Source organism: Roseateles amylovorans (assembly GCF_025398155.2).
Classification (GTDB): domain Bacteria; phylum Pseudomonadota; class Gammaproteobacteria; order Burkholderiales; family Burkholderiaceae_C; genus Roseateles; species Roseateles amylovorans.
This window is the reverse complement of sequence record NZ_CP104562.2, coordinates 4,072,152-4,085,418: the sequence shown is the minus strand read 5'-3', so window position 1 is coordinate 4,085,418 and position 13,267 is coordinate 4,072,152. Positions and strand designations below refer to the sequence as shown.

Here is a 13,267-nt window from a genome sequence, read left to right as displayed (position 1 = left end):
CCCATGCTGAAACTGCTCACCTTCTCGACGCTCTATCCCAGCGCGGTGATGCCCAGCCACGGCATCTTCGTCGAGACCCGATTGCGGCATCTGGTGGCCTCGGGCCAGGTGCAATCCCGCGTGGTCGCGCCGGTGCCGTGGTTCCCGTTCAAGGGCGATCGCTTCGGCGAGTACGGCAAGTTCGCCGCCACGCCCGCGCGCGAGCATCGGCATGGGCTGGAGATCACCCATCCGCGATTCCTGCGACTGCCCAAGGTCGGCATGAGCAGCGCGCCCTACACGCTGGCCTGGACCTTCCTGCGCGAGGCCCGGCGGTTGCAGCGCGAAGGCGGCGACTTCGACCTGATCGATGCCCACTACTTCTACCCCGACGGCGTGGCCGCAGTGATGGTGGCGCGCGCCCTGAACAAGCCGGTGGTGATCACCGCGCGCGGCACCGACATCAACCTCATCCCGCAATACGACTTTCCGCGCAAGCTGATCCTGCAGGCCGCCCAGCGGGCCAATGCCCAGATCACCGTGTGCGCCGCGCTCAAGGACGAGCTGGTGGCGCTGGGCGCCGATGCGTCCAAGGTGCAGGTCTTGCGCAATGGCGTGGATCTGACGCTGTTCCATCCCGGCGGACGGGAGGAGGCTCGCCAGTCCCTGGGCCTGGCCGCGGGACGCTTCACCCTGGCCTCGGTGGGCCATCTGATCGAGCGCAAGGGCCATGAGCTGGTGATCGGCGCCCTGGCGGAATTGCCGGAGGTGGACCTGCTGATCGCCGGCGCAGGACCGGAGGAGGGCGCGCTGCGCCGCCTGGCGGCCACGCTGGGCGTGCAGGCGCGGGTGCGCTTCCTGGGCGCGGTGCCGCAGGCGCGGCTGCGGGAGGTTTATGTGGGCTGTGATGCGCTGGTGCTGGCCTCCAGCCGCGAAGGCTGGGCCAATGTGCTGCTGGAGGCGATGGCCTGCGGCACGCCGGTCGCGGCCTCCAATGTCTGGGGCACGCCGGAGGTGGTGGCCACGCATGACGCCGGCGAACTGATGCCCGCCCGCACCGCGACCGGTGTGGCCGAAGCGGTGCGCCGACTGCGTGCCGCGCCGCGCGACCGGGCGGCCACGCGCCGCTATGCGGAGCAGTTCAGCTGGGACGCCACCACGCAGGGTCAGCTCGATCTCTTCCACCGCGTGCTGGCCGCGCGCGGCAAGCCGGAGCTTCGCCATGCGTGACCTGCTGATGCTGGCGCTGTTTTCGGGCCTCATCTGGAAGACCTTCAAGGATCCGATGTGGGGCGTGCTGGGCTGGGTGTGGATGGGGGTGATGAACCCGCACCGCCTGGCCTATGGCTGGGCGCATGACGCGCCCTGGTCGATGGTGATTGCGCTGGCGCTGTTCGTCAGCCTGCTGGTGCACCGCGACAAGCTGGTGAAGCTGCCGGTCAACGGCGTGGTGGTGCTGCTGGTGATGTGGATCCTCTGGATCGGCGTCTCGCCGCTGTTGTTCTCGTTCTATCCCGAGAAGGAATTCAACTACTGGTCGCGCGCCTTCAAAGTGCTGCTGATGGTGCTGGTATCGATGCTGGTGGTGGAACGCCGTCAGCACCTGGACTGGCTGGTGATGGTGCTGGTGGTGTCCATCGGCTATTACGGTCTGAAGGGCGGCGTGTTCACCATTGCCACCGGCGGCGCGGCGCGGGTCTGGGGGCCGGAGGGCTCCTTCATCGAGGACAACAACTCGCTGGCGCTGGCCACCATCATGACGGTGCCGCTGATCCGCTATCTGCAGCTGCAGGCGACCAGGAAATGGCAGCGATACCTGGCCTCGGTGGCGATGGTGCTGTGCATGGCCTCGGCGGTGGGCTCGCAATCGCGCGGGGCCTTCCTGGCGATCATTGCGATGTCCTTCTTCATGTGGCTGAAGAGCCGCAACAAGTTGCCGCTGGCGATCGTGGTGATGGTCGCCTTGCCGCTGATGTTCATGTTCATGCCCGACAGCTGGTCGGACCGCATGAGCACCATCCGCACCTACAACCAGGACGACTCGGCGCTGGGCCGCATCAATGCCTGGCACACCGCCTGGCGGTTGGCAGTGGACCTGTTCCCGTTCGGCGGCGGCTTCACCGTGGCCGGTCCGGCGGCGTTTGCAAAGTACGCGCCGGATCCGTCGATTCCGTTGACGGCCCATTCGATCTATTTCCAGGCCTTGGGCGAGCACGGCTTCTTCGGGCTGTTCCTGTTCGTGGGCATTTTCTGGCTCACCTGGCGGCGCGCGAGTGTGCTGATGCGCCGCAGCAAGTCGGCGCCCGACCTGCAATGGGCCCGCGACCTGGCCGGCATGTGCCAAGTGGGGCTGATTGGTTATGCGACCGGCGGTGCCTTCCTCAGCCTGGTCTATTTCGACCTGCCTTACTACCTGCTGCTGATCGTGGTGTCGCTGGACCGGATCGTCGCGCGCGAGATGGACAGCCGCGCCAAGGCCGTGCCCGCTGCGGGCCCGCCGACGGTCGCCGGGGCGGCATCGCCGTCATCGTCATCACCGTCGCCTTATTGGGGAGGCACTTGATGCTGGCGCCCTTGAGTCTGCTGGGCTGGCCGCGCGGCGCGCCGGCGCTGAGCATCCTGATCTATCACCGGGTGCTGCCGCGGCCGGATCCGCTGCGTCCGGGCGAGATCGATGCGGCGCTCTTCGACGCCCAGGTGCATTTCCTGTCCCAGCATTTCGAGCTGATGACGGTGTCCGATGCGGCGGCCGCGCTGCGCGAGGGGCGTCTGCCCCGTCGAGCGGCCTGCATCACCTTCGACGATGGTTATGCGGACAACTGGACGGTGGCCCATCCGATCCTGGCGGCCCACGGGGCGCGGGCGACGGTGTTCATCGCGACCGGTTTCCTCAATGGCGGCCGGATGTTCAGCGACACGGTGATCGAATTCGTTCGCCGGTGTTCCGGGTCGCTGCTGGATCTGGACGCCGTCGGCATGGGCCGTCATGCGATCGGCAGCGACGAGGACCGGCTGAAGGCGATCAGCGCGCTGCAGGTCCAGCTGAAATACCTGCCGCCCGAGGAGCGGGATGCACAGGTCCGTCGCATGCTGGACGCGCATCCGGTGAGCGGCTTGCCGGACGACCTCATGCTGAGCGACGCGCAATTGCGCCAACTCGCCGACGCCGGCCACGAGATCGGCGGCCACACGGTCAACCACACGGTGCTGACCACGCTGGCGCCTGAGGGCGCCCGCGAACAGGTGCAGGCGGGGCGGGCCCATCTGGAATCGCTGATCGGCCGGCCGGTGCGCAGCTTCGCCTATCCCAATGGTCGGCCGCAGCGGGACTACGACGCCGGCCACGCCGCGATGCTGCGCGAGCTGGGATTCGAGGCGGCGGTGTCGACCTCCGCTGGCGTGGCGCTGCCAGGTGCGGACCCGTTCCAGTTGCCGCGCTACACGCCCTGGGGCCGATCGATGACGATGTTTGCGATGCGCATGATGCGCAACGCGCGGATGGGTGGGCCAGCGGCGGTGGTGTAGGGCGGTGAGGGCGCGAGGTCGATGTCGCCGCAGCGGTGGTGATCGGGTTCCGCCACCGAGGTTTTGCCGGGTCGACAGCCAGGCAAGACCCGGCACAATCCCTCGCGAGTCGGGCCTTACCGAGGGCCCGCGAACCAGGGACGCCGAATGAAGAGGAATGCATCCGGACGCGCTGTCGTGGCGCGCGGCTTGGTGGGGCTTGCCATGCTGGTGGGCGGTGGCATGTGGTTGGCGCAGTCCGTGATGGCGCAAGCCGTCATCGCGTTACCCGTAGCGCCCGCATCAACCGCATCAACCGCATCAACCGCGGCCCCCGTCCTTTTGTCGGGCGAGGCTCCGAAGGCAGCGCGTATTCCCAAGGATGTCACCCTCCACGGCGACACCCGCATCGACGACTACTTCTGGCTCCGCGAGCGCGACAACCCCGAGGTGATGGCCTATCTCCAGGCCGAGGCGAATTACGCGGCCCGCTGGTTCCAGCCACTTCAAGGGCTGCGCGACCGGCTCTACGGCGAAATGGTCGGCCGCATCCAGCAAGCCGATGAGAGCGTGCCGGCCCGCGATGGCCCCTGGTGGTTCAGCACCCGCACCCTGGCCGGCGCGCAGTATCCGCAGTACATCCGCCGGAAGGCACAAGGTCCGCAGCGCGGCTATGACGCCCAGGCCCTGGCGCAGGTGATGCTCGACCTCAATGAGCTGGCCAAGGGCCGCCAGTTCCTGTCGGTGAACCAGGTCACGCCCAGCCCGGACGGTCGGCTGCTGGTCTATTCGCTGGACGACAGCGGCTACCGTGATTTCCAGCTGCGGGTGCGGGACCTGGCCACCGGGCAGGACCGACCGTGGACCGGTCTGCGCACCGATGGCGCGATCTGGGCGGCGGATTCGCGCACGCTGTTCTACATCACGTCCAACGAGGCACGGCGGCGCAATCAGCTCTGGCGGCATCGGGTGGATGCGCCGGGGCCGGATGAACTGATCCTGGATGAGCCGGACGAGCTCTACAACCTGCGTCTGGCGAAGTCGGCCGACGGGCGCTATCTGATGGTGGTCAGTCATGCGAAGGACACCAGCGAGACCCGGGTGCTGCGCGCCGACCAGCCGATGGGCGCCTGGCAGGTGCTGCTGCCGCGCAAGACCGGCATCGACTACAGCGCCGAGCATCGCGCCGGGCAGTGGCTGTTGCTGATCAACGACCGCGGGCCCAACCATCGATTCGTCAGCCTGCCGCTGCCCAGGCAGTTGCCCATCGGCCCGGCCGACTGGGCCCGGGCGCGCGAACTGCTGCCGCAGCGCGAGGACGTGGCCCTGGAGCGCATCGCCGTGTTCAAGCGCCATTTGGTGCTGCAGCTGCGGGAGCAGGGGGCGGTGAAGCTGCGGGTGTTTGATCCGGAACGGTGGCCCCGCGCATCGGTGCCGAAAGGGGGCGCATCGAGCGGGATCCAGGGCCGCGACATCGGGTTCAGCGAGCCGCTCTACAGCGCCGTCATCGGCGACAACCGCGAGTACGACACCGACACGCTGCGGCTGAACTATCAATCGTTCACCACGCCCACCTCGGTGCTGGACGCCCGCCTGAACGACGGCCGCACCACGGTGCGCAAGCGGCAGCCGGTGACGGGGTATGACGCGACGCGGTATGAATCGCGTCGACTCTGGGCCACCGCCAAGGACGGCACGCGGGTCCCGATCTCGGTCGTCTATGCGAAGGCACTGCGGGGCGAGGGCCCACGGCCGTTGCTGCTCAGGGGCTACGGCAGCTATGGCGCGTCGCTCGATCCGCGCTTCAATGCCGACGACCTGTCGCTGCTCGACCGCGGCGTGATCGTCGCCATCGCCCATGTGCGCGGCGGCGGCGAACTGGGCCGGCGCTGGTACCTGGACGGCAAGCTCGACAAGAAGATGAACACCTTCACCGACTTCATTGCGGTGGCCGATGCGCTGGTCGAGCAGCGGTGGACCTCGCCCCAGCAACTGATCATCAATGGCCGCAGTGCCGGCGGGCTGCTGATGGGCGCGGTGGTCAACCTTCGACCGACCTTGTTCAAGGCGGTGGTGGCGGAGGTGCCGTTTGTCGATGCCATCAATTCGATGGCGGACGAGACGCTGCCGCTGACCACCGAGGAATACATCGAATGGGGCAATCCCAAGATCCGCGACCAGTACGCCTGGATGCGGGCCTACAGCCCCTACGACAACCTCAAGCCGGGGGCCTATCCCGCCATCCTCACCCGCACCGGCTTGAACGACAGCCAGGTGCCGTACTGGGAGCCGGCCAAGTACGTGGCCCGCTTGCGCACCCTGAAGACCGATTCGAATCCGCTGCTGTTCGACATCAACCTCACCGCCGGCCACGGGGGCGCCTCCGGCCGGTTCGATGCGCTGAAGGAAAAGGCCAAGGTCTATGCCTTCATGCTGAACCAGTGGGGCATCGCCGAGTGAGGCGACGCTGAACGGGAGCGAACCACGCGGAGCGGCTGCGAACGGTGGCCAGCGGCGGGGAGGGGGCCATCCCCCAGATGATTGACCCGGCACCGCGACTGCGACCGCAGGCCCCGGAGCCGGACGCCGCTGGGTAAGACCTGTCACCACTTGTTAGCGTTCTGTGGCGAGACCCCGTGAACGCGGGGGCCGATCCTGGGCCGGCTGAATTAACGTTCGCCCCGGGTTTCCAAGAACCCAGAAACAAAGTTGAAAAACACGCCTTCGGGAGGGAATGTATGAAGCAGGCCATGATCGCCGTGAGTTTGGCCGCCGTGTTCGGCGGGGCCCAAGCGCAGACAACGGTCGACCAGACCCTAAGCATCGTCTCGGAGAACGGCGTCAACCGGACCACCAGCTCCGGCGCCCACGGGCAGTTGGCCGACCAGGCCAGCACCTCCGGGACCGACTTCCTGGGCAATCCGTTCCAGACCAGCGCCTCGGTGACCTCGTCGTCCAGCGCTGGCGCGCTCACCGCCTCGACTTATGCAACCTTTGGTGGCGCGGGCAGCGTGCAGACGTCCAGCGCGGTCACTCAGTACGACAACCTCACGCTGCACACCTCGACCGCCTTTGAGCCGCTGACGGTGCGCTACAGCTTTGCGGTGACCGGTGCCAATCATCTGGCGCTGGACACGCTGAGCAACGAAGCTGGCGTGGCCGGCTTCAGCACCTGGTCGGTGGTGCAGCAGTTCGGCAGCTCGATCTCGGTGGTCGGCGCGACGACGCAGATGGCCTATGACGGCAGCACCAGCACCTACCTGCTGTTCGATACGCCGTCGGCCTCGCTGTCGCGCATCTACACCGTCGAAACGCAACTGCTTTCCGGCGAAGCGACCTTCTTCTCGATGAGCCTCTACAGCGCCGCGGCGCTCAACACCTACTACCTGGACAGCACCAGCGGTCAGGGGGGCTCGGTGCTGAACCAGTCGCTGTACTGGGGGGGCATTTCGTCGGTGACCCGGGCGGACGGCACCGCGGTGAACTTCACCCTCAGCTCCGACTCCGGCGTGGATTACACGCGCTCGTTCATCCCGGTGGTGCCGGCCGTGCCGGAGCCGTCCAGCATCCTGCTGATGCTGGCGGGCGTGGCGGCATTGGGCGCCGTGGCGCGTCGCCGGGTGTCGGAGCGCGGGACGACCGAGACAGTCTGAGCCAGCGGGCGATGTCCCGCCAGGCAATCGCCACGACGATTGCCGGACACATCGACAGGCAGCCGGCCTGTCAACTGATCAGTCAGCGAGCCGCACGAACGGCCAGGATGGCACCTCGGGAGAGGCGCTCTCCGACTTGCGAAGCGCATCACGCCAGATCGTCGGGCGGGCCTGACTGAAAAGCCGGACGCAGGCGTCTCGGCAGCCACAGTGGCGCGCTTTCGATATGCAAGTCCTTGGGGTGCCGCGTCGAAAGCCCGTGACGCCGGGCGGCGGCCACCCTCGGCGTACCTCCCCACATCCCGGACATTCGCTGAATCGCCCGCATTGAGCCGTGAGTGAACTGCTGCGCTGCACCGGGCGTCGGACCTCGCAGGGCTTGCGGGCGTCGTGCCGGCTCGGTGCGAAGGTCCTGCCGCGTCTCGATTTTTTCGGTCGGGGAGCCATGTCGGTTTCGTGAAACCCGGGTTTCCCGGAAGCGCCGCCGCGTCCCCGTGATCGGGGATTGCGAGGCGACTCGTTCTCAAGCATGGTGCAGCCTGCACCAATGTGGGGTTGCCTTGGGCGCGGTCAGCGAACCGGACTTTGACGGTCGTTGAAGCGCTTTCTCAGAGGTAGATCCTGGATCGCTGGCGGTTTCCCGCGCGATCGGCAATTCCAAGATGGTGCGCTGCAGCACCCGGCACGGTGCGGGTTTGCCGTATCGGTTGTGTGCGGTGACGGTGCACGCCAGAGGCGTGTGGGGTCGTCGGCAGCATGCGCATGAAGAACAAGGAGAGAGAGCTCGTGAAGATCGCCTATCTGATGAATCACTATCCGAAGGTGAGCCACACCTTCATCCGCCGGGAGATCCTGGCGCTGGAGAAGCAGGGGGTGGATGTGCTTCGGCTCTCGGTCCGGGGATGGGACGACGATGCGCCCGATCCGCAAGACCAGGCGGAAAAGTCCCGAACGCACTACCTGCTGCGCGGTGGCATGGGCCCCTTGCTGAGCGCGATGCTCAGCCAGGCGGTGGCATCTCCGGGACGGTTCCTGAGCGCGCTGAAGGTGGTGATGCAGATCGGCCGGCGCGCCGACCGTCCGCTGCCTTTGCACTTCATCTACCTGGCCGAAGCCTGCCTGGCGCTGCGCACGCTGCGCGAGCAGGGCATCGACCATGTCCATGCGCATTTCGGCACCAATGCGACCGAGGTGGCGCTGCTGATCGAGGTCCTGGGCGGCCCGGGCTACAGCTTCACCTGCCACGGGTCGGAGGAGTTCGACAAGCCTGAGCTGCTGCATCTGGGCGAGAAGATTCGCCGGGCGCGTTTTGTGGTGGCGATTTCCTCGTTCTGCCGCAGCCAGGTGTATCGCTGGGTGGACCATGCCCAGTGGCCCAAGGTGAAGGTGGTGCATTGCGGCGTGGAGCCGGGCTTCTATGCGCTCAAGACCGAGCCGCCGCGGGGCAACCGGCTGGTGGCAGTGGGTCGTCTGTGCGAGCAGAAGGGCCACTTGATGCTGCTGGAAGCGGCGGCGATCGTGGCGGCCAAGGGCATCGACTTCGAGCTGGTGCTGGCGGGTGATGGCGAACTGCGGGCGCATGTGGAGGCCCGGATTGCGGCGCTCCAACTGGGCGGCCGGGTGCGCATCACCGGATGGATCACCAGCGATCAGGTCCGTGAGGAGATCCTGGCGTCCCGCGCGATGGTGGTATCCAGCTTTGCGGAAGGGCTGCCGGTGGTGGTGATGGAATCGATGGCGCTGGGGCGCCCGGTGGTCAGCACCGCGATCGCCGGCATTCCGGAACTGGTGGTGGATGGCGACAACGGCTGGCTGGTCCCGGCGGGTGATCCCGAAGTGCTGGCTCGCGCGATGGTCGATTGCCTGACTTGCGACGATGCTGAACTGCAACGCCGCGGTGCGGCTGCGCGCGAGCGGGTGCTGGCGCGGCACGACATCGATGTGGCGGCCTCGCGGTTGGTGACGTTCTTCCAGAACCGGGCGTCGTATGCGCCGAGCGCGCAGCCGTCGGTGGAGTCGGCGCGGCCTGTGAAGGCGGCGCATTGATCATTGTGGTTTGACCCAGCGGTCGCTGCTTGCAGCGAGCCGCTGATGTGGCTTTGCATGCGCCTGAAAATTCCGCTTCTATCAAACGGTCGGCCATTCTCGAATGGCATCCGCTAGCGAGTCTTCCCAACATTCGTCTTGAGCCTGCTGCGAGTGTTCTGCGGCGACATGACGAAGGTATCTGGCGATCACGCTCCTCTGTTCGCGGCCGAGCAGCGAGAAGTGCGCGGAAGAAGGACCGTCGGAGACGTAGCCGATGAGGCGGCTCAGAATTGGTTCGCCCAGACGGTCTCGGCTTCCGTTCTCCGCGAGTTCTATCAGTCTGGGCAGCAAATAGGCGACCGCCTTGGGCGAGAGATGGTAGAGCGGGCTCCAAGCCACATGGCCGAGGTCATCTGCCTCAATCGCTTCACGCGTCTTGTCACCCAGCATGTCCTCGTAGTCCAGACGCTCTGGCTCATAGAGGTCGTCGACGATGTACCGATGGGGCTTTTCGAAACCCGCAAAGGCTTGATAGATCTCGGCGATCAACGGCGTGGGTACTTGTTCGGGCATTCCATCATGTTGGGACTCAGATTCGCCGCCGGTACCACTCAACCTCAGTTGCCGAGGCCCCCGAATGCCGGGCTTGATCCCAGATCGCGGCGGCGCCGAGCCTTCCCAGACTCAGCGCCCCCGCGCAGCCTTCAAGGCTTCTTCACATACGCATCGATCGCCTTGCGCGCCAGGAACGACTGGTCGCTGAACAGGCCGTCCATGCCCAGGTTCAAGAACGCGCGGATCTGTCCGGCCAAGTCACCGATCGCGGCGGGATCACTGCCCACATCGAACTCATTGGGCAGGAACACGTTCTCGGCCCGGAAGGTCCATCCGTGCACGATCAGGCCGGCCGCATGCGCATCGCTGACCAGGGTCGTCGGCGTGCCCAGCTTGCCGCCCACCAGCGGGATCATCAGGTTGGTGTTGGCGCCGATGCCTTGGGCATAGCTGGAGATCTCGGCGAGGCCGGCGGGCTTGGCCAGGTCGGCGTAGGTGCGGGTGTCGCCGCTGAGGGTGAAGTCGTAGGGCTGGCCCGAGCCGTTGAGCAGTTGCACCAGCGGCACGCGGGTCATGCGGTTGAGCTTGCGCAGGTTGCCCACTTCGAACGATTGGATGAACACCGGCGCGTCCGCGCCGCGGTAGCCGTACTTGTTGAGCAGGCGCACCAGCGGCTCTTCCAGCGACTTGCCGATGCCGGCGAAATAGCTCGGATGCTTGGTCTCCGGATAAACACCCACCGGCTTGAACTTGCGCGACGGGCCGTGGCCATGGCGCATGTCGCGGTCGCCACGCGCGTCCTCGCGGCGGCGGTCATTGGCCTGCTGCACCAGTTGAAGCACCTCTTCGAAGGTCGGCACTTCGAACATGTCGTTGAACCGGGTGTTGGCGGGACGGACCTGCGGAATGCGCTCGCGGGCGCGCAGGGTCTTCAGCTCGGCCAGGGTGAAGTCCTCGGTGAACCAGCCGGTGATCGCCACGCCGTCGATCATCTTGGTGGTCTTGCGGGCCGCGAACTCCGGGCGCTCGGCCACGTCGGTGGTGGCTTCGCGCACCGAGCCGTCCGCATTCAGGATGGCGATCGCATTTTCATGGCGGGCCACCAGCACGCCGTCCTTGGTGATGACCAGATCCGGCTCGACGAAGTCCGCACCTTGCTCGATCGCCATCCAGTAGGCGGCCAGCGTGTGCTCCGGCAGATAGCCGCTCGCGCCGCGATGGGCGATCAAGGTCGGCTCGCGCGACGGCGTGGGGCGGGCATCGGCGGTCGGCGCCAGCGCAGCCGTGGTGACGACGGCGAGCAGCACGGAATGAAGCAGCTTCAAGGCGGTCTCCTGATGATCGTTGTGAGACCTGCAGGGTAGGGCCGAGATGATGAAGGTTTCGTGATGGACCTTGTGGTCGCCGCGGGATTAGCAGCCACACCCATAGGAGAAGCTGTCACTGCTCAGCACCTTCCAGGCGCCACCGAGGTTGACCAGCAGCAGGCGATACCAGGGATCGTCCGTCTGGGTGGTGCCGCCCAGGTGACCCGGGCCGGGTCCGGCGCCCTCCAGCACCATCAGGTCGGGAACACCGTCCTCGTCCAGGTCAAAGCCCATCTGGGTGAAGCGCGAGAACCCGGTGGCGGCGCGGTCCAGCTTCACCACCTGCTCGCTGCGTGTCGCCTTGCTGCGCGGGGGCGCCTGCAGCGCCTTATAGGCGAAGAGACGGGGCGGACCGGCCGCGCGCTTGACCGGCTGGGGCAGCTCGTTGCCGGGCTGGTCGAAGTAACGCCAGATCGGTCCGTCCACATCACCGAAGCCGAAGCCCGGGGTCCAGCCTTCGCACTCCGGACCGTCCACATCCCGCCAGAGCACTTCGGTGGCGCTGGTATTCGTGGCTTCGCTCTTCAGTGTCCCGTCCCGATACAGCTGCACGTAGAGCACCGGTCGGGTGAGGCTGACGGTGCGGCTGAACATGTCATAGAGCCCGGCACCGGTGGTGGTGGATCCATCGGGCCGCTGCGGCTTTCTCGGGGCCACCACGGTGCGATAGATGCCGCCGAATCGTCCTGCCAGCGCTTCAGGGCCTTCGCCCGGCGGGCCCACTTCCGCTTCGGTGCGGAAAAGGGAGGGCCGCACGGTGGGCATCTCCAGCGCCAGCATCAGGCGCATCACCCGCTCCCCACCACCATCACTGGAGATGCTGTCGTGCAAGGGCCCGGACAGGCCGAGGTTCACGCCGATCTGATGAGCCGCGCTAGAGGCACGGTATTCGCGCCGCCAGAGCTCCTTGTCCTTGCCGCTCCTGGCCTTGGCGCGCTGCGCGGTGCCGAGGATGGCGGGATCGTGCGCTGCGGCCAGGGCCTTGAGGGCGGACCAGTCGGGCAGGGGCTTCGGCGGCGGGGCTTTCAGGCCCAGCGCCAGATGCGCTTTCATGCGCTCCAGTTCCTCGTCACGGGGCCAGGGGCCGTACTTGGCGCTCTCGGGCAGCTTCGCGACCAGCGATTGCGCATAGGCCTCCAGCTTCCACCAACCGGGCGAACGCCAGAAGGTGCGCGCGGGGTCACCGTCAATCGCGGCGGCCTGCGCGGCGGGCAGGGCTTCCACCGCCAGGTACTGGCAGGCCGTGAAGCCGCTGGCGCCTTCCGGCTTGCCGGCGCGGTCCAGCGGTTGCACCTCGCAGAAGCCGATGCCGACGTCGGCCCGCACCAACTGCACCGCCCGGTTGATCGACAGTCGCGACACGATCTCGGCGTCACGCGCGGCGGCGGCACGCAGATTCACCGCGGTGCCGGTGATCCATCGGCGGTCCGGCGGCACGCCGTCCTGACCGGCGCGCGGTCGAGAGATGGGCTCGGCGCTCAGGTACTGGCAGGCCACGTAGCCGTACTGCCCGTCGCCCTCGATCAGGCAGAAGCCGTCGAAGGCCTCGGGACTTTTGAGAATCACCTCGGAGCCGCGCTGCAGCATGCCCGACACGCGTTGATCCATTCCGGGGCCGGCACGCACGCGAAGGTCGTCGGCCTTGATCCAGCGGGGCGGCTGGTCGACCGCCCAGGCGCATGAGGCGCCTGCAAGGGCACAAATGGCCGCGGTCTTGGCCAGCCAGGATGACGTCATGGAATCTCCTCCGGAGCGAGGCTCGTGAGCGGCCTCGGCAGCAAAGGATTATGGGGCGAGGGGGCATCGAAGGCCGTCGATGGCGGTCAATCGCAGGTCAGAGTGGCGACGCAACGTGCGCGATTGCCGGGGATTGCGGGGGCTCGCCGCCATTCCCCCGCCTCACCAGGTCGACGATGTCTTCTCGGCGTGTCCCCTGTCGGCGGTCTTGCCGCCGGAGATGTGAAAACCCGCATTTGCAGGGCAGGGGTGCGAATGGCAAAGTGGGTTGTCGATCTCCTCGATCCAATGCGCGTCCACCCATTGCGTCATCGAGGGTCTGCGCCAGGCGATTCTGGCCATCGCCGCGAGGTCGCAAGTCCTTCGCCCAATGGCGCACCCACACCAACACCTGATGCCCATGCGCTTTGCATTGCTCCTGCTCGCCGCCCTGATCGCCACCCC

General features: G+C 66.9%; 10 protein-coding genes. 6 read left to right on the top strand and 4 right to left on the bottom strand.

Annotated elements, in window-relative coordinates:
* Positions 1–6 precede the first annotated feature (6 nt).
* The 6 genes from N4261_RS16900 (at position 7) to N4261_RS16875 (ending at position 9,182) form a co-directional block, all read left to right on the top strand.
* The gene (locus N4261_RS16900; protein ID WP_261760742.1) at positions 7–1,209 is read left to right on the top strand and encodes a glycosyltransferase family 4 protein; all 1,203 of its coding nucleotides are present in this window, start codon (positions 7–9) and stop codon (positions 1,207–1,209) included.
* Complete coding sequence (locus N4261_RS16895; protein ID WP_261756447.1) at positions 1,202–2,542, top strand: putative O-glycosylation ligase, exosortase A system-associated; 1,341 nt, start codon at positions 1,202–1,204, stop codon at positions 2,540–2,542. Before N4261_RS16900 ends, N4261_RS16895 begins: the two co-directional genes overlap by 8 nt.
* Positions 2,542–3,504: a polysaccharide deacetylase family protein gene (locus N4261_RS16890; protein ID WP_261756446.1), complete on the top strand. Its 963-nt coding sequence runs from the start codon at positions 2,542–2,544 to the stop codon at positions 3,502–3,504. The genes N4261_RS16895 and N4261_RS16890 overlap by 1 nt, the downstream gene beginning before the upstream one ends.
* A 147-nt stretch (positions 3,505–3,651) precedes the next feature.
* On the top strand, positions 3,652–5,943 hold the full coding sequence (locus tag N4261_RS16885) for a S9 family peptidase (protein WP_261756445.1): 2,292 nt from the start codon (positions 3,652–3,654) through the stop codon (positions 5,941–5,943).
* A 290-nt stretch (positions 5,944–6,233) separates the two neighbouring features.
* A complete protein-coding gene (locus tag N4261_RS16880; protein WP_261756444.1) occupies positions 6,234–7,136 on the top strand; it encodes a PEP-CTERM sorting domain-containing protein in 903 nt (300 codons plus the stop codon).
* Positions 7,137–7,922: 786 nt separating this feature from the next.
* Positions 7,923–9,182 (top strand): glycosyltransferase, encoded by a 1,260-nt coding sequence (locus N4261_RS16875; RefSeq protein WP_261756443.1) that lies wholly within the window; start codon positions 7,923–7,925, stop codon positions 9,180–9,182.
* Between the two features lie 81 nt (positions 9,183–9,263).
* Here N4261_RS16875 and N4261_RS16870 read toward each other — a convergent pair whose 3' ends face one another.
* The 4 genes from N4261_RS16870 to N4261_RS16855 all read right to left on the bottom strand — a co-directional run bounded on the left by N4261_RS16870 (position 9,264) and on the right by N4261_RS16855 (position 13,135).
* On the bottom strand, positions 9,264–9,737 hold the full coding sequence (locus N4261_RS16870) for a DUF6714 family protein (protein WP_261756442.1): 474 nt from the start codon (positions 9,735–9,737) through the stop codon (positions 9,264–9,266).
* 131 nt (positions 9,738–9,868) lie between these two features.
* Positions 9,869–11,044, bottom strand: a complete 1,176-nt coding sequence (locus N4261_RS16865) for a glycerophosphodiester phosphodiesterase (protein WP_261756441.1) — start codon at positions 11,042–11,044, stop codon at positions 9,869–9,871.
* A gap of 87 nt (positions 11,045–11,131) precedes the next feature.
* Positions 11,132–12,823, bottom strand: a complete 1,692-nt coding sequence (locus N4261_RS16860) for an SH3 domain-containing protein (RefSeq protein WP_261756440.1) — start codon at positions 12,821–12,823, stop codon at positions 11,132–11,134.
* Between the two features lie 162 nt (positions 12,824–12,985).
* On the bottom strand, positions 12,986–13,135 hold the full coding sequence (locus N4261_RS16855) for a hypothetical protein (RefSeq protein WP_261756439.1): 150 nt from the start codon (positions 13,133–13,135) through the stop codon (positions 12,986–12,988).
* Positions 13,136–13,267: the final 132 nt, after the last annotated feature.